Here is a 21,289-nt window from a genome sequence, read left to right as displayed (position 1 = left end):
TTTTCGTTTTTCGTTTTTTTATTCCTCTATGACTTGTTGAATCGCTTTTTCTAATTCAGCTGGAGGTCTTATGCCATCGTAACGTTGCCGGATTACCCCTCCTTATCCAGCAATACATTGGTAGGAAATCCAATTCCGTTATACGCCTTGAAAGCTTTCCCCGCGGTATCCAAGAGCACTGGATTCGTCAATCCAAAGGCAGACACGAATTCTTTGGCTCCTTCCTCCGTATCATGAGCGGTCACATTGATCGATACCATCAACAGCTTATCCTTGTATTTATCATGCAGCTTCACTAAATCAGGTGCCTCTGCCTTGCATGGATCGCACCATGAAGCCCAGAAGTTTACAAAAATCGGCTTATCCTGCTTGCCACCAACTGTAATCGGATTCTGACCGCCAAGCACATCCAGTGATATGGACGGTGCTAACTGCCCTACTTGTCCGCCAATCTTAGTCGGTGTGTCATTCATGGAGGCGGTAGTGTCTGACTTATCGTAATTGTTCCATATCGCGATTCCAATGAGCGCAACACTCACTACAAGCAATATTAGACTTTTTTTCATTTTTGATTCTCCTTGTTCGCGTCTTGTTCCGTGTTCATATTGTACCCTTTTTCCAGCAAAAATACGATTCCCCACAATAGCTTTCTGAGCAAACTTACGTATGCCAACCTAATTATGCGGGCACAGTAACGACGAATTGAAATATGACTACTCGCGAAGGAAAGATGATATATGGCATCCCAACAATCAAGGCCATTATGGATTGAATATGCAGCGTTAGCAACTGTCCCGCTTGTTATGGTATTGGGCAATTCCATGCTCGTGCCCATTCTGCCCGAGGTGAAGCGCAATCTCGGATTAACTTCCCTGCAGACAAGCTTCATCATCACCTTGTTCTCACTGTCTGCCGCCATTATTATCCCGGTCGCTGGATACTTATCCGATCGCTATGGCCGCAAGAAGATTATCATACCTGGTCTTCTCATCTATGGGATTGCCGGGGTGTTCACTGGCCTTGGCGCGTTGTGGAACTCCTATCCACTGCTCATTAGTTCACGAGCAGTTCAAGGCTTGGGTGCAGCAGGAACTGCACCTATCGCCATGGCTCTCGTAGGGGATTTGTATAAGGATGCCGAAGAGAGCAAAGCCATGGGCTTAATTGAAGCATCGAACGGAGCTGGCAAAGTTATTAGTCCGATTCTTGGCGCTGCGCTTGCTCTCTGGACATGGACCGCTCCTTTTTTTGCATTCCCATGTTTTTGCGCGCTCTCGCTTGTGGCCATTATCTGGCTCATTAAAGAGCCCAAACGCCAAAAGGAGCCAACCCCACTCAAAACTTATTTGCATAATGTCGGCTCCATATTTAAGAAAATGGGACGATGGCTCATCCCCGCATTTTTTGCAGGGTCGCTCGCCTTATTCATTTTGTTTGGCATTTTGATTTATCTATCCGATATATTAGAGGAAAAGCCGTATTCCATCCAAGGCGTTGTGAAGGGTCTTGTACTAGCAATCCCTTTGCTTGGCATCGTAACGACTGCATTTATCACAGGCAGCGTAATCAAGAAGAACGGCATACTTATCCGGAGAATGATGATCATCGGGCTTGTTCTTATGTCTCTGTCATTGGGACTCACCATTATGTTCCATAAGCAGGTCTATTGGTTTATTGCGTTAATTACAATAAGTAGTATAGGTACTGGCATGCTGCTGCCTTGTCTCAATACGATGATTACGGGCAGCGTGGAGAAGGCTGAGCGCGGAATGATTACATCGCTATACAGCAGCCTGCGATTTTTCGGCGTAGCCCTGGGTCCTCCCCTGTTCACTTGGATGATGAGCAAGTCGCATCAGATCATTTTTATTTCGGTGACAGCTCTATCCATCATTGCCCTTGTACTCGTCTGTCTCTTTATTAAGCCGGATGCGAAGGTTCAATGATCATTCCCATCATCCCCTAAATAAGATAAGCGAAGTCTCGGAGCGGACACCATTCTATGGCCGCTCCTTTCTTCCATTTCTCGCTAAGTTGAACCCTGCTCCAGGAAAGAATGTAAATTGTCATATAAATGCCATGTTCAAACAGGAATTTCAGAACCATAACGTTTGACTGTATGGTTTGCAATCTTGTATCATAGAATGAATAAGTGAGGTGATGACGATGGGGGCTACTAACAAGTTAATACGAATCGGAGAGCTGGCACGCGCCGCGAATGTAAGTCAACGAACGATTGACTATTACACGACGATAGGCCTGATTGAACCGGTGAAGCGCACAAATACAAACTATCGTCTGTACAGTCATGAAACGATTGAACGAATCGAACGTATTAATCAATTAAAACAAGAAAAGTATAGTCTCGATGAAATCAAGCTTTACTTCTCGCAATTGAACAGCGTGACTGCAGAACGTGAATTGGAAGAACGACTTACCGAATTGCAAATCCATTTGCAAAAGCTCGAACGTGAAGCAAAAGAACTCAGCCCAATGCTGGATAAGCTCAAACCAACACAAGCGCAGTCATTGTTCAATCGTCTCGCAGCTCAAAGCGCGGCTTGTGTAGAGGTACTGCTCACATTGATCGATAAGGGCAACAATCACTTTATGATGTAAGTTAGATTGCTGCTTGACCGTACTCTTGATGTTTAGGAGGTTTGTACATGCTATTTTTTCACCCGATGGATTTCTTGATTCTAATCGCTTTTGGGCTCTCAATTTGGGCGCAGTTCCGCGTTAAAGGAACCTTTCAACGCTTTGCTCAAGTAAGAGCAATGAGTGGTCTAACCGGTTACGAGGCAGCGCGCCGCATGCTGGACGCGAATGGCCTGCATGATGTTCCAATCGAGCCGATTCAAGGTGCGCTTACTGACCATTACGACCCGATTAACCGTGTTGTACGTTTGTCCGAGCCCGTATATTATGAGAACTCAATCTCTGCAATCTCAGTGGCATGCCATGAGATCGGCCATGCGATTCAGCACCAGCAGTCCTATCCGATGCTTGTTTTGCGCCATCGCATGTTCCCATTAGTTAATTTCTCATCTGGTATTGCGCCTTTCATGTTGATCGCAGGCTTCCTCTTCCAATGGAGCAATTTGATTCTGTTAGGGATTATTTTCTTCTCTGCTGCGGTATTGTTCCAGCTTGTTACCTTGCCAGTTGAGTTCGATGCAAGCAGACGCGCACGCGATCTGATGATCGCTGAAGGATTCGTAACGAACGAAGAAGAGCGTGGCGTAGCGAAGGTTCTTAACGCAGCAGCATTAACCTACGTTGCAGCAGCTGCCATTTCTGTACTGGAGCTATTGAAGTACATTATGATCTTTACAAATCGCAACGACTAATCTCGAACGTGAGCCAATGATCCAAGAATCGAAGAGCCCCATTCCTATGCGGTTACGCATGGAATGGGGCTCTTCTGTATCATGACAAGCCTATTTATGATGAGCTAGCAGAAGATGAAGCCGCCGCTGTTTTAGCTAGTTGCTGTAAGTCGTGCTGAGCAAAATATTGAAGTAAAAAGGCATGGAATGTATGCGCGACAAGAGGCAATTTCTCCCCTGCTCGGCGTATGATGCCTATTGTTCTCGTAACTTCCGGCTTTACAACCCGTACTCTGGCAGGCTGAAGCTCAGAAGTATGTTGAAGCGCCATGTCCGGCAATAAACTCACTCCCATACCAGCAGCGACAAGTCCCCTTATGGTTTCAGTCTCCTCACCTTCGAAGCCAATACGCGGCGTAAAGCCCGCTTCGATGCAAGCATCCCATACAATGGGACGTAGGGAATACCCTGGACTAAACAGAACAAAAGTATCTTCTTTCAACTGCGGCAATGTGATTTCTTGTTCATTCGACAACGGGTGATTTGGCGGCAAGATTGCAAACAATTCCTCGGTCAACACAATCTCTCCGGTTACATGCTCACACTCCTTCGGGAAAGGAGAAATGAACGCGAGATCCACTTCGCCGGATACGATATCCCGGATTAGTGACGGATACATGCCTTGCTTGAAACGAAACTTTACATTCGGATGACGCTTGCGGAATTCTGCTACGATGCTAGGAATGAGATGCACACCTAGACTATGCGGGAACCCAATCCGAACTTCCCCCAACTCTGGATCCATAAACTCTTGCACTTCTTGAATCGATCGCTCAAGATCCTTCAAGATTTCCTCCGCCCGCTTGCAGAACAATTGACCAACAGGTGTTAACTGAAGGTTCCGTCCCTTCTGAAGGAACAACTTAACACCTAGCTCTTCCTCTAGTTGATGGATTTGCCGGCTGACGGCGGATTGCGCCACATGCAGTTCTTCAGCAGCTTGCGTGACATGCTCTTTTTGCGCCACTTTCACAAAGTAGTGCAATTGCCTAAGTTCCACGACTTCTCGCTCCGTTCTGTCAATTATGCTATTTCATCAATATCATTTTCTACCTGCAATTCAAGAGGAGTGCATCACCCTCTGAACAAGAGCTGCATGATATGCAAGCTCTGCTCACCGGATAAGCCTTAATACACCATATACGAAAAATCCAGCGGCTAAGCCACCCAAATGGGCACTCCAGCTGATGCCTTGAATGACAAAGGATTGAACAATACCAATCCCTAATATTATAAGCAATGTTCGACGGGATGCCTCATCAAGTGTCTGACGCCGGAACAGGGCAATAAACAAATAGGCTCCGTAAATGCCGTATATTGCACCTGATGCTCCAACCGCAAGCGTCCCCCATTCCGATAGCCACAGTGCAGTCGCATTCCCTAGCAATCCACTTATGACATACAGGACGGCATACTTGAACGATCCCATCATCTGTTCGAGCGGCGGTGCAAAGACAAATAAGGCGAACATATTAAACAGTAAATGCTCAAACCCACCATGCAGGAACATGGCAGCGGCAATGCGCCATGTCTCCTTATTGAACGGCTCTACCTTCCAGATTGCCCCATGTCGAAATAGATTTTCACCATTTGTACCACCACTAGCCATCAGCACGATAAACATCACGATATTGGCGATGATAAGCAGCGTTGTAATCGGGTAGCTTTTGACATAGGTGCGCCAATTCTCGTACCGAATAAAAATCATCGAGTTTCTCCTCACTTTCACCTGCCAGTTCACATTCATAGGCGTACTTGCCCCAACCATGTAATCTCGGCTACTCGGAATCATTCTCAATCGTGTAGCGAATTCATCACGAAGCGACATTGGACAACCTTATGTGCAAACCGTATAATGGACAATAGGTTTACCAATTATGTGCATGATATGTAAGAAGGAGGCTACCAACCATGTCCGCAGAACGTACAGGTGTGGCAACATTAAAAGGAAATCCTATCACATTGATCGGCCCTGAACTTAAAGTAGGCGATAAAGCGCCTGAATTCCAATTGAATAAATCGCTTGTTGATGTAGTTGGGCTTGAACAATTCGCTGGTAAAGTAAAATTGATCAGTGTAATCCCATCCATCGATACAGGTGTATGCGATGCGCAGACGCGCCGCTTTAACGAGGAAGCTTCCAAGCTTGGCGACAAAGCCGCAATTATTACCGTTAGTGTTGACCTACCAATGGCACAAGCTCGCTGGTGTGGAGCTGCCGGTGTAGACAATGTCGTCATGCTGTCTGACTACAAGGACAACAACTTCGGCAAATCTTACGGTGTGCTGATTAAGGAATTACACCTCGATATGCGCTCCATCTTCGTAGTGGATGCCGATAATACGATCCGTTATGTTGAATATGTTAGCGAGATGACAGAGCACCCTAGTTATGAGCAAGCATTGTCAGCTGTCCAAGCTCTTCTGTAACACCGCAACACAAATCAACTAGAGTAAAAGCGAGAGAAGAGTGAAGGCTCCTCTCTCGCTTCATGATCCTATCAACGAGTATTCATATATCACCCTACGGAGCCCGCTACTACCTTCACTTCCGCTCATTAGCTATTCATTTTGTAAGATGCCAACTTCTTGTCCAATATGGCATACAAATCAAGAATAACACGATAGTTAGCTCCAAAATCACCAAGTCCACCGCGAGACGCGGAATAGATATCTATTGCGGTCTTGTTTGGTCCTACGTTAATGACAGATACGGTTATATCCATCGTCCGCCCCGTCATTGTTCTCTTCTCTAGCGTAATCTCGCCTACAGAAGACACCTCATGCAACACTTTGTACCCTTGAATTTTCTTTAGCGTGGATGTAGCTTCTCCCCAAGCTTTCTCTCGGGACATTTGATAATAATGCGTTTTCAATTTAGGGTCCTTTGCACGATCGCCGCTCGATTCAAAACTGCGAACGATACCGACCAGTACACGTTTGAGTGACAAGAGTGTGTTCCTCCTTTTTCTAGACAGCCGATGCTCACTTATCTATAGTGTAACATTGTTCGTAAGGATACGAAAGAGGATTTACATAGAAAAAGAAAACACCTCCTCCCATGAAGTCATTCACGAAAGAAGGTGATTCGTTAGAAAGAAAACCCGCCTATGCCGTTCAGCTCCTATGCTTCTGAACCCGCTCTCGCAGGTGGGTGCTCGCATAAGTACGTTTGACTTCCCTTCGGAGAGGGCTTGCCAGCGATACTTAGATGTTGAACTCCCTAGAAACAAACATTGGTTCAAAACAACGTAAGCCTACACGTACATCGCAGGATGTATTGTTTATTATACTGTGTTGTTCACGTATTGTAAACCTTGCGCCTTGCGTATTTCTTACCATTCAGTAGCGGATAAACTCTTAAAAAGCTACCCAAACATTCTAGTTCATCCGTTAGGATCAACATCATATCACATTTCTTCAAAGCAATGCAAGTCCTAGTTCTCTTACTGCTTGTTAGTCGTGTTACCCGCTTGTTCTCCATCCAATTGCGCAGCCTCTGATGTCTCGCCGTTCTCTGTATCAGCCGCTTCTTCACCTTCACCTTCCTGAGCAGCCACCATGCGCTGGTACTTGTCCTGAATCTTCGTGAAGGCGTTATTGAAGTTGAAGTAAGATAAGTATGCAATAAGTGAACCTGTGAAGAAGAACAATAGAACTGGCCATTTCGTCAAGCTAAAGTATAAAATGATGCAGCTCAATACAATCGTTACGATACTGCTAACAGGAGTGAAAATCGTTAACAGCACACTGTTCTTCATAATATGTGTTGTTTTTGCTTGTAAATGTGCAACCATCGAGAAGAAGTTAAACAGTGAAACGAACAGCAATATCAGCAAACCTAGCATTGCATACCCGATAAACTGCATAGACTTCAACTCAGTCATATACACGTAATAGTCGATATACATAATAACGAACAGCAGCGTGTAGAAGATACCGCCTACCATCGCCTGCTTATAATTATCTTTGTATGATTTGAAGAAGGTACGCAGGAGCTTTACGTCCGTGTCCCCCATGATCCACTTCCGCGCAACGGAGAACATCGCAGCGGTCGCTGGGAACAATGTAAACGGTGCCACAAGTCCCATCGCCCAATTCATCGTAATGGATTCATTGATAAAGTTCTGCTGATCAACCATCAGCTTCATGAATAAAAAAATAAAAAAAGGTGACGAACAGATAAGCCACAATATGTTCGTGACCGAAAAACGCATGATCCATTCTGAAATGCGGTAAAAGCCGCCCATAATCCCTCGAAATTCCAAAGGTCATTCCCCCTCATCATCCTGTCTCTACTACTATAATACAAATTGCTACCTTAGTGCCAGTGCCTATTTTGTATCCAATTAGGTTCGTGTCTACAGCGAGAAAAGGGATTCCGCATAGGATATTAAGTGAAAACACCAAACATCGCAGTGTTAAAGGAGGTTCCCGTATGGGGCAATTAGGTTTTGGAGGTAGCTGTGGTAGCTGTGGTAGCTGTGGTAGCTGTGGAGGTTTTGGTTTTACTTCCACAGGGGTAATTCTTGTCTTGTTTATTTTGTTGGTTATTATAGGTCGCTCTTTTATCTAATAAACTGTTGCGGCAAGCCAGATTCACGCTGAATCATCCTTGACATGCAAAAGAGACCGCTCCAACTGGGGCGGTCTCTATGATCAACGGAAGACATTCATCATTCGAATGTGCCTCGTCCTATTCGTCGCGCTTATTACGGTTTTCGTCGTTGTTAAAACGTCTTGGGCGGCGATCGCCACCACCACCATTGTTGTTGCGGTCGCGGGAATCGCTGCGGCCATAACGCTCGCTACGTCCGTCGCGGTTGTACCCGCCACGGTTGCCATCACGTCCACCATCGCGTCCTCCACGATAGTCACGTCCGCCACCGGAACGACCATTGCGGTTGTAAGGTGCAGACATCTTGCGTCCGCTAGAACGAAGGTCTGGCTTGCGACGCTTCGCACGGATTGGATCTTCAGGAGTCAAGTTGATAGAAACATCCTTCTTATCCCCTGTCAGCATCTTGAATGCAGCAGACAACAATTGTACGGAGTCGTATTGCTCCAATAATTCAATGGAAATTCCTTTGTATTCATTTAGCTCGCCATCCTTGAGAACGTCAAGAATACGATCTGCAATGATACGTTGCTTCCCTTCGATTGCTTCTGCAAGGCTAGGAATCGGCTTGCGTGGAATACGATGACGAGTTACACGCTCGATGAAGTGCAAATGGTCAATTTCACGAGGCGTTACGAAAGACCATGCGCTGCCTTCTTTACCAGCACGACCCGTACGGCCGATACGGTGTACATAAGATTCCGGATCTTGCGGCAAGTCAAAGTTAATTACATGTGTTACACCAGAAACGTCCAAACCACGTGCAGCTACGTCAGTCGCAACGAGAACATCAATGCTGCCATCGCGGAACTTGCGCATAACCGTATCACGTTGGTTTTGGGACAAATCGCCATGCAAACCATCTGCAGAATAACCACGCTTCTGCAATGCTTCAGACAATTCGTCTACACGGCGCTTCGTACGGCCGAATACGATCGCAAGCTCTGGAGATTCCATATCGAGCAAGCGGCTCAATGCATCGAACTTCACACGTTCAGGGACTTCAATGTATGCTTGTTCAATGAGTGGAGCACTTACATGCTTAGGCATAACCGATACATGTTCTGGCTCGCGAAGGAATTGATTAGCAAGCTTTTGGATGTTCGGTGGCATCGTAGCGGAGAAAAGCATTGTCTGGCGTTGTTCAGGTACTAGGCTCAAGATGGAAGTGATATCTTCCATGAAGCCCATATCCAGCATTTCATCTGCTTCATCCAATACAACTGTTGCAACATCATCAAGACGAATCGTCTTGCGGTTGATGTGGTCAAGCAAACGACCTGGTGTACCGATAATAATTTGTGGGTGCTTTTTCAAAGCACGAATTTGTCGGCCAATATCTTGTCCGCCATAAATCGGCAATGAACGGACGCCTTTGAAACGAGTCAGTTTGCCGATTTCTTCAGCAACTTGGATCGCCAATTCGCGCGTTGGTGTCATAATCAGAGCCTTTACACGTTCTTCAGTTGGGTCAATCTTCGAGATCAACGGGATACCGAAAGCCGCCGTCTTCCCCGTACCCGTCTGCGCTTGTCCGATAAGGTCTCGTCCGGTCATCGCTACAGGTATCGCTTTCTCTTGGATTGGAGTCGATTCTTCGAACCCTAATTCCGTAATCGCCTGAAGCACTTTCGGCTCCAAGCCAAATTCTGCAAATGTCTTCAAAATATTCATACTCCTTCATTGTGGACAATCCACAGCCTTATCTGTATTCTTAAGTAGCGCGACAATGGTGACGAATGGCACTTTCAGTCAACCGTCTTCTCATATACAATGCGGAGGGACACTCTTATTGTGTAGCGTGAACTCCGCGTCAAATTCATGTACATCGTTGGTAACTAAAGCCTACTCAAGAATATCCAGAATATTATAACACAAAAATATTGAAGAATACCAGATCCGAACTAACTAATACTACGTTTTGAGGTGACATTGCTTGAAACGAATTTTTGATTTCATCATGTTAATTGCCGGGGCAGCGCTCATCGCTGCATCATTTAATTTGTTCTTAATGCCCCACCATTTGCTTAGTGGCGGCGTATCTGGATTATCGCTCGTAACGAATTACTTGACTCATTGGAATCCGAGCTTTTTATATTTCGCCTATAATTTACCGCTAATCATATGGGGCTGGTTCGTGCTTGGCAAACGCTTTATTGGATATAGTTTGCTAAGCGTCGTCGCGACAACTTACTTCATATCCGTCTTCCCAGTTAAAGCTGTTGCCAACGAACCGCTTTTATCTGCTGTATTTGGGGGCACACTAGTAGGTATCGGAAGCGGGATTTCCCTACGAGTAGGCGGCTCATCAGGCGGATTTGACATTATCGGTTCGATTGTAACCAGATATCGCGATTTCTCAATCTCGAACATTCTGGTTGGAATGAACGCAGCTGTTATTGTAACCCATGGATATTTATCGAATGAGTGGGAACTGGCGCTTTACTCCATGGTTTCCATTTTCACGACCGGCAAAGTAATCGGCACCATCTATATTAACCACTACAAAGTAACGGTGTTCATTATTACGCGGAACAAGGAAGCACTTATTAACAAGCTGCTGGTCTTGCCGCATGGAGTTACCGTTATAAAAACCACAGGTGCATTTACCGATATTGAGAAAGACATGTTGATGACCGTTACTACACGTTATGAATTGACCGAGTTAAAACGTGTTATTCGTGAAAATGACCCTAAGGCTTTTGTAAATATTGTGGAGACTGCTGGTGTCATCGGGAATTTCCGAAGGCCGAAAAATAGGTAAGCCGCTCGGTTGCCAGACGTACATATGAATCGTTGTCAGCGATATAAGAAAGCCCGTCCATTTACTTGGACGGGCTTTCTTATGCGAATAAAATTTATAATTACATCGGAATGACTCGGATGCTCTACGCTGGATGTGGACATGCTATGCGAATATGCATCGTTTATTAATTATAGAGTCATCTCTTGCTGATACTTCCCGACTTCGGATGGAGAAGCAAACACATAATGCTCCGGCTTTATTTCAACTAAGCTTGGACTCTCGACATCATAGTTATGAATACTCGGACTATAATATATGCGTTGGCGATTCCGCTCGTAGTGCGGATCTGGATGAGGAATGGCTGACAGCAGGGATTTCGTATACGGGTGAATTGGTTGCCGATATAGATCATCCGCCTTGGCTAATTCCACAATCTTTCCATTATACATAACGCCAATCCGATCTGAGAAGTATTTAACGACAGACAAGTCATGGGCAATAAACAAAATGGTAAGCCCAAGCTTCTTCCGAAGCCGATTGAGCAAATTCAATACCTGCGCCTGAATCGATACATCGAGCGCAGATATCGGTTCATCCGCAATAACAAGATCGGGACTCGTAATTAACGCTCTCGCAATTCCGATGCGCTGCCGCTGTCCTCCTGAGAACTCATGCGGATAACGACTCGCGTGTTCCCGGGTCAATCCTACTGTCTCCAAGATGTCATAGACCATATCTATTCTTTCCTGCTCACTGCTGCACAGCTTATTGATTTTCAATCCCTCTGCGATGATTTCCTTCACGGTCATCCGAGGATTTAATGAAGCAATCGGGTCCTGAAAGATCATCTGCATGCCGCGCGTTACTTCTTTTTTAATTTCCTTAGTCAAAGCTCCTGAAATGAGCGTTCCATTAAAATAAATTTCTCCGTCTGTTGGCTCATACAGCCGGATAATCGTTCTTCCCGTTGTCGTCTTGCCACAGCCGGATTCACCGACAAGCCCAAACGTTTCACCACGATACACCGTAAAGCTAATGTCATCGACCGCTTTGACCACTGTTTTTTTCCTACCAAAACCGCTGCTGAAATATTGCTTCAAATGTTTAACTTCCAGCACAGGTTCGCGAGTGATTACATTCGTCATCTTATCGCACCAGCCTTCCCGTTTGCTGCTCTATCCGTCTCTTCAATACATCCGGAAGCTCCACCTTTGGCGCATTCGGATGGAGAAGCCAGGTCGCGGCATAATGCGTGTCGCTTACTCTGTACATCGGCGGTTCTTCTTCAAAGTCAATATGCATCGCATATCGGTTGCGTGGAGCAAAGGCATCTCCTTTCGGCGGATAGAGCATGTTGGGTGGCGTCCCCGGTATAACAAGCAATTCGTCAGATGCACCCGTGTCCAGATCAGGCATGGATACGAGCAGGCTCCATGTATACGGATGCTTTGGATTGTAAAAAATCTCATCTACCGTTCCATGCTCCACAACTTTGCCAGCATACATCACGCCAACGCGATCCGCCACGTTAGCCACCACACCAAGATCGTGCGTGATGAATACAACGGACAATTGCCGTTCCTGCTGAATTTTCTTGATCAGATCGAGTATTTGCGCCTGAATTGTGACATCGAGCGCCGTTGTAGGCTCGTCGCATATCAGTATTTCTGGGTCGCATGCCAGGGCTATCGCAATGACGATACGCTGCCGCATTCCGCCAGAGAACTGAAACGGATATTGATGGAATCGCTTCTCCGCATTTGGAATGCCTACAGCCTCCATCAACTCCAGTGCTTTGGCTTTGGCCTCCGCTTTGCTTAGCTGCTGTGCACGGAGCGCCTCCATAATCTGTTTGCCGATCTTCATTACCGGATTGAGAGAAGAGAGCGGATCCTGAAAGATCATTGCAATTTTAGAACCACGAATTTCGGTAAACTGTTTCTCCGTATATTTCGTCACATCTTGTCCATGATATAGGATACTGCCGCGTTCAATGACGGCATTTTTCGATAATATCCCGACAATCGCCTTGTTCGTTACGGATTTCCCCGAGCCAGATTCACCGACGATAGCCAGCGTCTCGCCTTTGCGTAATTCAAAGTCAACCCCGCGCACGGCCTGCACCTTTCCCGCGAACGTTTTGAACGAGATATGCAGATCATTTACTTGAAGAATCATATCGTTCTGTGTCGTCATCCTAGCTCCCCCCGCTATTCGCTATTATTCTTGGCCTCTCAAAGTCGGATCGAATGCATCCCGCAAGCCATTGCCGAACATATTGAACGACAACATTAAGATCGAAATGATAATTGCAGGAAATAGCGTCAAGTGAGGATGATCGAGCAGCACCTTCTGACCTTCTGACAGCAAGCCGCCAATGGAAGGTTCGGGAGCAGCGATACCGAGTCCCAAATAGGAGAGAAATGCCTCTGTAAAAATAGCCCCTGGAATCGCGAGCGTCGCTTGTGTAATGATCGGACCGATTGCGTTAGGCATAATGTGCCGGAAAATCAATAGACGATCTCGCGCACCCATCGTGCGAGATGCCAATACATATTCCTGACCTTTATATTTATAAAACTGCGCCCGAATCATGCGGCTCATGCCAATCCAGCCCGTAATCACCATCGCTAATATTAGCGGAGTTATACCTGCACCCATGAGCATGACAAATAGAATTACGACGACTAAGCCAGGTATTCCACTCAAAATCTCAATAATCCGCTGCATAATCATATCGACCGCACCGCCATAATACCCGGAAATCGAACCATATGTAAGACCGATCAGCATATTGATGGTCACGGCCATAAAGCCGATAATCAACGAAATGCGGGTACCCTTCCATAATCGCGTCCATTGATCGCGCCCCAATGCATCAGTGCCCATCCAAAAATATTTATCTTTCGCCTCTTTTAACTGATAAATATCAACTTTCGCTTGCACCATTGGAATTTTGTTGCCGCGGTAGTCGACTTCATACTCTTTAAGCACTTTCACGATCGAGCCTTTATATTTTTCTTCCAAGCTCGCTTTTTTCACGTCCATCACTTTCGTTCCATCCCAAATCCCCAGCTTCTCCAGCACCGGGACGCGCGGGGGCAGCAAGCTCCATTCAAGATTCTGTTCCCGGTAAGTGTATGAACTGATCAACGGAGCAATGATCGCAAGCAGAATGATAATGCCAATCACGATCGCCGCGATGGTAGAAGCTTTATTCCTGCGGAATCGCAATAACGCATCTTGTAGAAATCCAATTGCCTTGCCTTCGAATTTCTCGTCCGCGATAGGCTTGTCCCGTTGAACGAATTCGAATGGGTTCCGTTCTATGTTGGGCTCTGTATTCTTGCTCGTCTTCATTACTTCTTCCCTCCCATTCGAATTCGCGGGTCAATAATTCCGTATGATAAATCTACAACCAGGATGCTGATTAAACCGATTAAGGAATAGAAGAACATGACGGCAATCGTAAGTGGATGATCCAATGAATTGATTGAGTTTACGGACAAGGAGCCGAGACCCGGCACGCCAAAAATGTTCTCGATTACGATCGCTCCCGACAATATGGAGAAAATCATCGGAACAAGAATATTGGTGAGCGGAATGAACGAATTGCGAATCGCGTGGCGCACGGTGGCCTGCATATGCGTTAGGCCCTTCATTCTTGCCAACAGCATATAATCCGAATTAATCGTTTCGCACAATTCGGCCCGCAAATACCGGGTAATGATCGCGATCTCACCAAATGATAACGCCAGCACCGGCATGATCATTGATTTTATTTTATCCCAAGTCATTCCTTGATCCGTTGATAGCAAGATCGGCAGCAGCTCCCACTTGTAAGCCACCATATATTGCAATAATGCCGCAAATACGAAGGAGGGCACCGAAATGAACAGCACGACCATCATGTTGATCCCATGATCAGTCATCGTATTCTTTTTTAATGCCGCTATAATTCCGCATATAATACCGATCGGGATCGTAAATATTAGAGCCATGACATTTAACTGGATCGTGATTGGAAGCTTATCCTTAATAATATTGAACACCGGAACCTTCGGCTGCACTTTAAGCGAATCCCCGAATTCAAATGTAAGGAAATCCCCTATGAAATATCCATATTGGACAATGAGCGGCTTGTCCAAATGATATTTGGCTTCGATCCGTTCTCGTACGTCCTTAGGCAGCATGGGATCGTCTACGATGCTACCGGGCATGGAATGAATCAGGAAAAACAGCAGGCTAATGATAAGAAATAAAGTAATAGCCATGGCAATCAGTCTTTGCGATATGTATCGTAACATAAGCCTGGGACTCCTTTTCCGCAAGGTAGGAGACCTTGTGCTACCACAAGGTCTCCTTAGTTCTGGTATTAGTCCACAATGTCAGCTTGCAGGATGGCAAACTTGACTCCTGGGAAGTATTTTCCTTTTGTAGCCAAATGAATTCGATCTTGATAGATCACCGCATTATTGTTTTGGAAGATCGGAATTTGCGGCACGTAATCGGCCAGCATCTTCTCCATCTCCCCTAATGCCTTCAATCGCTCCTCCGGTTTCAACAGCAAATCCCCTATCGAAGTCCGCTCCTGCAATGCTTCGAATGCGTCGCTGTCAAAGCGATTAGAGCGATTCGGGAAGTCCTTCCTCCATACCTTCATGCTGCTCCACGGATTGAACGCATTTTGGGTCATGGAGCCAATGCCTAAATCAAACTTACCTTCTTTGTAAGCATCGTAAGCAGACATCGGCGGCATCGCTCTGAGCTTAATGGTGAGCTTATCCTTGCCGAACAGGTTCTCGTATATTTCTTGCGTAACTTCGGCTGTGCGCTTCATCGTTTCCTGAGAATCGAAGTATGTGATTTCGACCGTGATTTTTTTGTTGCCGTTCGCTTTATACGCCTTTTCGAAAAATTCCTTCGCTTTATCCGGCTCATAGCCCGACCCTGGAGGTACGGCTAACTTCGCTTCCTCGCTGTCGCGATAGCGCTTGCCCTCTGTATAGTCCCCAACCATACATATCGAGGAGACATAATATGGTGCCGATTTATACGTTTTAAATATGCCCTTAGTAATTTTATCGCGATCGATTCCATAGTACAGCGCTTTGCGGAAATCGTTATTTTTCAAAATTGGGTTGCTGTCCGATGTAGAGTTCACAAAGAAGCCCCATACTCCTTCAGCTTCTGTATAGACGACTCGCGGATCCTCGCCGTATTTGTCGAATTGGTCGCCGCTAATCGTAACCGAATCGATTTCGCCTTTTTCCCACAATTGAACGCGGGTCGAGACTTCCGATACAACGCGTGTTTCGATGCGGTCTGGCTTGTAGACAGTCGCCAATGGCGAATCTGGGTTCTTTTCAAACGTATGATGCTGGTCGCGAACCCACTCCGTCAAGCGATACGTCCCAGAAGAAGGAACCTGCTCCAGCGTCGTTCCATATGTCGTCCCGCTGTGATCAGGCTTCATGCCGCCCTCGTACAATTTCTCGTGAACGGGGGATGTCGATCCACCGCCCGCAAAGAGGGTTAAGATATCGATGTCCGGCATTTCGGATTCCAATGTGATTTCCAGCGTGGTATCGTCTTTGGCCTTAATTCCAACATCTTCCCATTTTGCCTCGCCCTTAAAGTACTTGTTAGCGCTTACAACAGGTATATTGTTAAACAATACGAAAGCGTTCCTATTGGCTAGCTTCGGATCGAGCAGCATTTTATAGGAGTATTCATAAGTTTTCGCAGTAATCGGCGTGCCGTCTGTCCACTTCATTCCTTCTTTTAACTTGAACGTCCATACTTTATGATCCGTTGTCGTTGGCAGATCAACCGCATGATTGCCAACAAATTTAATATTGTCAATTGCTTCGTCATAGATAAGCTCCAATAAATTTCCGTAAATATACTCCATCATATCCGAGTTAGTGGCATTTTCGGATGTATGCTGGTTGAACGTATCCGCACCCAAAGTTGCAATCCGCAAGACTTTCGGCTTATCGCTTGCAGTCTCCTTCTGTTCGCTTGCAGCCTTCCCATCATTCTCTTTGTTCCCTTGTCCCTCTTGTCCGGCATTCCCACTCCCGCTCGTGCAACCCGCGAACGTAAGCATCATCATGATAGCCAAAACAACCAAGAACGGTTTTTTTGGCAGCTTCATACAATCCCCTCCTGATTTTCTCATTTTTTTTCATTCATTATGTAAAATATGTGGGTAACAAAGGAAATAGAATGTTGGGTCGATTATGCCAACAAAATTGACACCTTGTGAAATAATGTGCCTTTGGATTGGATGGATGCGTTCACATTGTTGTAGGTTTGATACTAGACTGAGAGCCGATTCATTGAGGAAGATCATTACTTGTCGGTTGCTATAAATGCGTATATACCACGAATCGACAACGATCAAATGCATACTTGTGAGGTAAATTATGGTATAGTTTTTTTATAAATCTATCAAACTAAATACCCATAGTCAACAGTTAAATCACAGAATATTCCTTAGAATACTCAAGGAAATGCAGAAATAGGAGGATAAATGATGGATTATGCCGAATCATTCCTAGTCGTCAGATCAAAATATCTTCTTACTCGTCACATCAGAATCCTCCCATACAGCTAGACATCGAACGAGTTTACTGAGAAAGGAGTTTCGGCATGAAACGATTGCTGCTTGTTGTAACCCTCTTATTTACAGCTGGTTATTCCATCTTAAACGGTCATAATTCCCTGCTTATAAACATATCGAATTCCTTCTTCATCATCGGTCTTATCTACTTATTGGTCGCCTTGCTTGCTTACGTGAGGAACATCGGCTTCTTTAAATCATTGAGCTATCATCTCCATCGCAAGGAGAAGGAAAAAGAACAGGCACTTCATTACGATTCCAGTAACATTTCGTCGTCTGAGCAGCCCAGAAAGAGAATGACCCTGCATCAATATGCTGAATTGATTCGCACAAACCAATGGTCCAACAAAATATTATATTTGTACTCGATTCCGCTGCTGTTGTGCTCCTGTATACTGGCGGTACTCGCAGCATAACAACCCCATTCCATAACAGAACGGGGATTAATCAGACGCTATTCAATGTTTAAAACGTTCATTTCCATGTAATCACACAGTAATAACCCGTCCAGCAAGGACGGGTCTAATCTTTCATCTCTTTTTGACTAATTGGACAAGGTCTGCTGTTGTACATGTTCCTGCTCGCTTGACTCTGAATCTGTATAGCTTAATTGACGCAATGCTGGCCGCGTCATGGCACCAAATACAATGACTAACAAAAATATCCCAAAAATACGCACAACAAACTGGATACCTATCCCAGCATGCAGCAAATAAGCAACGAATGCGTAAGAAAGCGGTGTTAATCCGGTTACAATCGATATGAAAATACTCATTACTTTCCCTATCATATGATGGGGAGTACTTGAATGAATGTAAGTGAACAATGGGATATTCATAACCTGAATCAATACTCCAATCGAAAACAGCACAAGCATAGAAACGACTAAATGATGCACATATCCGAGAGACGTATAAGCAATAACGATCAGAAACAACGAGCATAAAATAACGATTCCCGGTCTTGCGAAAGACTTTCGCAGTGATACAATAACGGATCCCAATATAAATCCAACTCCCAGTGAGACCTCTAATATGGCTAACACAACTGCGTTACCCTTGAAAATATCCTTAGCCAAAATCGGAAGCATTACCCCCATTGGACCAGTCACAAAAAAATTCATAATAAATCCAATTGCCATTAACGTGGGCAATGCGCGATGCGTTCGAATATATTCGAAGGAGGAAGTCAATTCCCTCCACTTTGATTTCCTTGGTGTACTGGAATCATGCGATTGAATCCGAATAAAGGATATAAGCGTAGTCGAAATAATGATAGAAATAAGACTAAATAGAAAGACACCGGAAAAGCCTATTGTGATAATAAACGTGCTGCTGATTAAGGGACCTATGATTAAACTGTACTGATTAGCCATACGAAGCAGCGCGTTGCCTCTTTGGTAAGCCTTTTTATCAATGATAGACGTTATAACAGAGTCATACGCCGGGCCAGCAAATGCATCCAGGACACCGAACAAGAAGGAGACGATGATAAGGAATAACGGGGTGATCATATCCAGCCAGTACATCGTCAGCAATACCCCAATCGAGAGCACCTTCATCCATTGCGATGAGAGGATAATGATCTTTCGATTGACGCGATCTGCGATTACTCCGCCGTATATCATGAACAGCAGTCTCGCACCGGAAGAGGAGAAAAGGATTAAACCCAAATAACTGCGCGAGTCAAATAAGGTCACTGTCAGCCATTCGACAGCAACAATGTAAATATAATACCCAGGACTAACTAGAATTGCGGCGGTCAGCAGCAGCATGTAGTTCCTGTTGCTACGGAGATTAGTTGTTGTATTCATAGGCAGGCTCATTCATTCTGGATTCTTCAAGCAAGATCAACTGAATCAATTCTTCAGGTTGCGGAAGAGCGGCATCTGAACCGGTATAGGTACCGCTTGAAGCCTTATAGCCCTCTGCCTGTACATTAACGAACAAATGTCCATCCTTCTTGAGGATTTCCACGTTCCGCTGCACGCTCGGCTGATTCCACATGGTGTTATTCATATTCGGGGCAATGTATATCGAGTTCGTATAGTTCAACACGCAGCAGCTTAACAGATCGTCTGCCATCCCGTGCGCCATCTTGGCCAAGAAGTCCGCAGATGCGGGAAGTATGAGGAATATGTCGGCATCCTGAACAGCGTTGACATGCGGAGCTTTGAGATTTGTCGTAAATAAGTCATCATAGACATGGTCGCACAAATTGGCTAGTGCAAGCGTAGACACGAACTGCTTGGCATTATCGGTAACCACAATATCCAATTGACACTGAAATCGGCCTTTAAGCGCGAAAATATAGTTATGTACGTTCAAGGCGCCAATTGTACCTGTTATCCCTATTAAGATTTTGTTATACGCTCGGCTCATAAGCATAATCCTCATTTACTAGTGTAATGTACTTCTTAATACTCTTCTTGACTGGAGGACACGGTGTTGCGCCAGTCTCAATTCGTTCGAGCGGGCATGCATTCCCCTGGCATGATGGTCTGAAGAAGCATTTGGTGCAAGAAGCATCCTCATTGACTCCGCCTGTAACCCACAAGCTCCATTTCTCTTGATCAATGACCATATCCCCATTTTCAAGAATATCGCCTACATGATTCATTGGATTATTGAATGCAACTGTGCATTTGTAGATCATCCCGTCAGACCCGATTACACATGAGGATGGACTGGAGGCATAGCATTCAGAACCTCCTGGACGCAAGTATTGCTTGTAGAAATCGAAATTAAATCCTTTTTCTTTCGCTTTCTTATAGAACGGAAACAGCATTTTCGTATCGCATAAATGGATGTCAGCTGTCTGTTCCCCTTTCAAATTCTGTATCGGCACGAAATGCAGCATGAAACGGGGATCGTCAACAAATGCACTGCTGACTAACGAAATATAGTTATCCATCACAGTCGACACTTCTTGATTGATATTGGAACGCAGTACAACATTGAATGGTTTATCGCTTTGCTTCATCTTCAATAAATTCGAGAAGATCGTATCAAATGTCTTCTCTCCGAATCGGCCAACTCGATAGCTGTCATGCGTTTCCGCAGTCCCATCCAATGTGATTTGAAAGCTTCTCACATTCATCTCTAGCAGTTCCTCGAAAGTCTCACTATTAAGCAAATAGCCATTTGTTGTGATATTGGCGTGATATTGCACGTTGTATTTGGCGCAAATCTCTTTGATTGGAGCAGACATGCGCTTAATGACATCGAATGATTTGAGCGGCTCCCCGCCAAACCAGCTAATGAGCAGCCGGCTATAATTTTTAACGTTCCTCTCCAAAAAATTCAATATTCCTTGCTGCACTGATTCCTTCATTTCGGACTTCAGAAAGTCTTCATAACAGTATGTACAACGGAAGTTGCAATCCTCATTTGGCAGTATAATCAATTGAAGCATACGGTTCTCAGCTAACATATTGTACTTTTGCGCAGTTGCCAGCTGAAATTCATTCACTCGATTCTTAACTAAAAAACCTTTGTTTTGTAAATGTTGAATTAACCCACTGCGGATCTCATCTTGCGACTCTACAGCCTCAAGCTCCCTGACTTTCAACAGCTCTTCTACGATCTCTGCCTCTTCACCAGTGAACCTACTTATTTTCCCGGTATATGAATTATATAGTCGCAAATATTCGCCGTCTGCGACACGTACATTGAAACGAGATGCCTTGAGCGTGCTGCTGTCCTGGATCGTTATTTCTCCTCTTAATACCAATTGAATCCCTCCGCAGCTATTTAAAATACCTACCAAATTGAGAAATAAGTACTCGCTCATCATTGCTGTTGCTGTTGCTATATGGATAACTGTCCTGCTCATTAGTGCAAGCGATTCAGTAGGATATCCTCGGTTCAAATAAATGTAAACGATTACAAAATAGGCTCCAGCCTATT

21 protein-coding genes and 1 other RNA gene are annotated in these 21,289 nt (G+C 45.1%); 7 read left to right on the top strand and 15 right to left on the bottom strand.

Features of this window, described 5'->3' with window-relative positions:
• Positions 1-92 precede the first annotated feature (92 nt).
• Complete coding sequence (locus BBG47_RS22300) at positions 93-566, bottom strand: TlpA family protein disulfide reductase (protein WP_254659891.1); 474 nt, start codon at positions 564-566, stop codon at positions 93-95.
• A 171-nt stretch (positions 567-737) separates the two neighbouring features.
• Here BBG47_RS22300 and BBG47_RS22295 point away from each other — a divergent pair, with 171 nt between their 5' ends.
• From BBG47_RS22295 to BBG47_RS22285, 3 genes are all read left to right on the top strand, one after another.
• Positions 738-1,946 carry an MFS transporter gene (locus BBG47_RS22295; RefSeq protein ID WP_021253220.1) on the top strand — a complete coding sequence of 403 codons (1,209 nt, stop codon included), beginning with the start codon at positions 738-740 and terminating at the stop codon, positions 1,944-1,946.
• Positions 1,947-2,166: 220 nt separating this feature from the next.
• A complete protein-coding gene (locus tag BBG47_RS22290) occupies positions 2,167-2,619 on the top strand; it encodes a helix-turn-helix domain-containing protein (protein ID WP_021253221.1) in 453 nt (150 codons plus the stop codon).
• Positions 2,620-2,666: 47 nt separating this feature from the next.
• Positions 2,667-3,350, top strand: a complete 684-nt coding sequence (locus BBG47_RS22285; RefSeq protein WP_021253222.1) for a zinc metallopeptidase — start codon at positions 2,667-2,669, stop codon at positions 3,348-3,350.
• 94 nt (positions 3,351-3,444) lie between these two features.
• On the opposite strand, the gene gltC is transcribed toward BBG47_RS22285, so the two are convergent.
• Together gltC and BBG47_RS22275 are read right to left on the bottom strand one after the other, a co-directional pair.
• Entirely contained in the window at positions 3,445-4,389 is a 945-nt protein-coding gene (gene gltC, locus BBG47_RS22280) for a glutamate biosynthesis transcriptional regulator GltC (protein WP_065293552.1), read from the bottom strand.
• Between the two features lie 114 nt (positions 4,390-4,503).
• Positions 4,504-5,097 carry a rhomboid family intramembrane serine protease gene (locus BBG47_RS22275; RefSeq protein WP_065293551.1) on the bottom strand — a complete coding sequence of 198 codons (594 nt, stop codon included), beginning with the start codon at positions 5,095-5,097 and terminating at the stop codon, positions 4,504-4,506.
• A gap of 203 nt (positions 5,098-5,300) precedes the next feature.
• Between BBG47_RS22275 and tpx the strand changes: the two genes are divergently transcribed.
• The gene (gene tpx / locus BBG47_RS22270; protein ID WP_065293550.1) at positions 5,301-5,819 is read left to right on the top strand and encodes a thiol peroxidase; all 519 of its coding nucleotides are present in this window, start codon (positions 5,301-5,303) and stop codon (positions 5,817-5,819) included.
• Positions 5,820-5,947: 128 nt separating this feature from the next.
• On the opposite strand, the gene BBG47_RS22265 is transcribed toward tpx, so the two are convergent.
• The 3 genes from BBG47_RS22265 to BBG47_RS22255 form a co-directional block, all read right to left on the bottom strand.
• On the bottom strand, positions 5,948-6,340 hold the full coding sequence (locus tag BBG47_RS22265; RefSeq protein ID WP_065293549.1) for a DUF1499 domain-containing protein: 393 nt from the start codon (positions 6,338-6,340) through the stop codon (positions 5,948-5,950).
• A gap of 146 nt (positions 6,341-6,486) precedes the next feature.
• A non-coding RNA gene (gene ssrS, locus BBG47_RS22260) (6S RNA) lies at positions 6,487-6,669 on the bottom strand.
• A 166-nt stretch (positions 6,670-6,835) separates the two neighbouring features.
• On the bottom strand, positions 6,836-7,657 hold the full coding sequence (locus BBG47_RS22255) for a YesL family protein (RefSeq protein ID WP_051614221.1): 822 nt from the start codon (positions 7,655-7,657) through the stop codon (positions 6,836-6,838).
• 170 nt (positions 7,658-7,827) lie between these two features.
• On the opposite strand from BBG47_RS22255, the gene BBG47_RS29110 reads away from it, so the two are divergent.
• Complete coding sequence (locus tag BBG47_RS29110; protein ID WP_083189529.1) at positions 7,828-7,965, top strand: sporulation protein YjcZ; 138 nt, start codon at positions 7,828-7,830, stop codon at positions 7,963-7,965.
• 120 nt (positions 7,966-8,085) lie between these two features.
• Here the strand turns inward: BBG47_RS29110 and cshA are convergent, their stop codons facing one another.
• Complete coding sequence (cshA, locus tag BBG47_RS22250) at positions 8,086-9,672, bottom strand: degradosome RNA helicase CshA (RefSeq protein WP_065293548.1); 1,587 nt, start codon at positions 9,670-9,672, stop codon at positions 8,086-8,088.
• Between the two features lie 295 nt (positions 9,673-9,967).
• Here cshA and BBG47_RS22245 point away from each other — a divergent pair, with 295 nt between their 5' ends.
• Positions 9,968-10,771: a YitT family protein gene (locus BBG47_RS22245; RefSeq protein WP_065293557.1), complete on the top strand. Its 804-nt coding sequence runs from the start codon at positions 9,968-9,970 to the stop codon at positions 10,769-10,771.
• 170 nt (positions 10,772-10,941) lie between these two features.
• Here the strand turns inward: BBG47_RS22245 and BBG47_RS22240 are convergent, their stop codons facing one another.
• The 5 genes from BBG47_RS22240 to BBG47_RS22220 form a co-directional block, all read right to left on the bottom strand.
• On the bottom strand, positions 10,942-11,898 hold the full coding sequence (locus BBG47_RS22240; protein WP_065293547.1) for an ABC transporter ATP-binding protein: 957 nt from the start codon (positions 11,896-11,898) through the stop codon (positions 10,942-10,944).
• 1 nt (position 11,899) lies between these two features.
• On the bottom strand, positions 11,900-12,949 hold the full coding sequence (locus BBG47_RS22235) for an ABC transporter ATP-binding protein (RefSeq protein WP_065293546.1): 1,050 nt from the start codon (positions 12,947-12,949) through the stop codon (positions 11,900-11,902).
• 24 nt (positions 12,950-12,973) lie between these two features.
• On the bottom strand, positions 12,974-14,113 hold the full coding sequence (locus tag BBG47_RS22230) for an ABC transporter permease (RefSeq protein WP_065293545.1): 1,140 nt from the start codon (positions 14,111-14,113) through the stop codon (positions 12,974-12,976).
• Positions 14,113-15,060, bottom strand: coding sequence for an ABC transporter permease (locus tag BBG47_RS22225; protein ID WP_065293544.1), 948 nt, complete (start codon positions 15,058-15,060; stop codon positions 14,113-14,115). Before BBG47_RS22225 ends, BBG47_RS22230 begins: the two co-directional genes overlap by 1 nt.
• 68 nt (positions 15,061-15,128) lie before the next feature.
• Positions 15,129-16,913: a peptide ABC transporter substrate-binding protein gene (locus tag BBG47_RS22220; RefSeq protein ID WP_065293543.1), complete on the bottom strand. Its 1,785-nt coding sequence runs from the start codon at positions 16,911-16,913 to the stop codon at positions 15,129-15,131.
• 497 nt (positions 16,914-17,410) lie between these two features.
• Between BBG47_RS22220 and BBG47_RS22215 the strand changes: the two genes are divergently transcribed.
• On the top strand, positions 17,411-17,797 hold the full coding sequence (locus BBG47_RS22215; protein WP_065293542.1) for a DUF3899 domain-containing protein: 387 nt from the start codon (positions 17,411-17,413) through the stop codon (positions 17,795-17,797).
• A 128-nt stretch (positions 17,798-17,925) separates the two neighbouring features.
• Here BBG47_RS22215 and BBG47_RS22210 read toward each other — a convergent pair whose 3' ends face one another.
• From BBG47_RS22210 to BBG47_RS22200, 3 genes are read right to left on the bottom strand one after another with little or no spacing between them, the layout of a single operon-like run.
• Complete coding sequence (locus tag BBG47_RS22210) at positions 17,926-19,194, bottom strand: MFS transporter (RefSeq protein WP_065293541.1); 1,269 nt, start codon at positions 19,192-19,194, stop codon at positions 17,926-17,928.
• Positions 19,178-19,762, bottom strand: coding sequence for a flavoprotein (locus BBG47_RS22205; RefSeq protein WP_065293540.1), 585 nt, complete (start codon positions 19,760-19,762; stop codon positions 19,178-19,180). The genes BBG47_RS22210 and BBG47_RS22205 overlap by 17 nt, the downstream gene beginning before the upstream one ends.
• On the bottom strand, positions 19,746-21,113 hold the full coding sequence (locus BBG47_RS22200) for a radical SAM/SPASM domain-containing protein (RefSeq protein ID WP_065293539.1): 1,368 nt from the start codon (positions 21,111-21,113) through the stop codon (positions 19,746-19,748). The genes BBG47_RS22205 and BBG47_RS22200 overlap by 17 nt, the downstream gene beginning before the upstream one ends.
• Positions 21,114-21,289: the final 176 nt, after the last annotated feature.

Source organism: Paenibacillus sp. KS1 (assembly GCF_001680695.1).
Taxonomy (GTDB): Bacteria; Bacillota; Bacilli; order Paenibacillales; family Paenibacillaceae; genus Paenibacillus_B; species Paenibacillus_B suaedae.
This window is presented reverse-complemented; position numbering and strand designations above follow the sequence as displayed.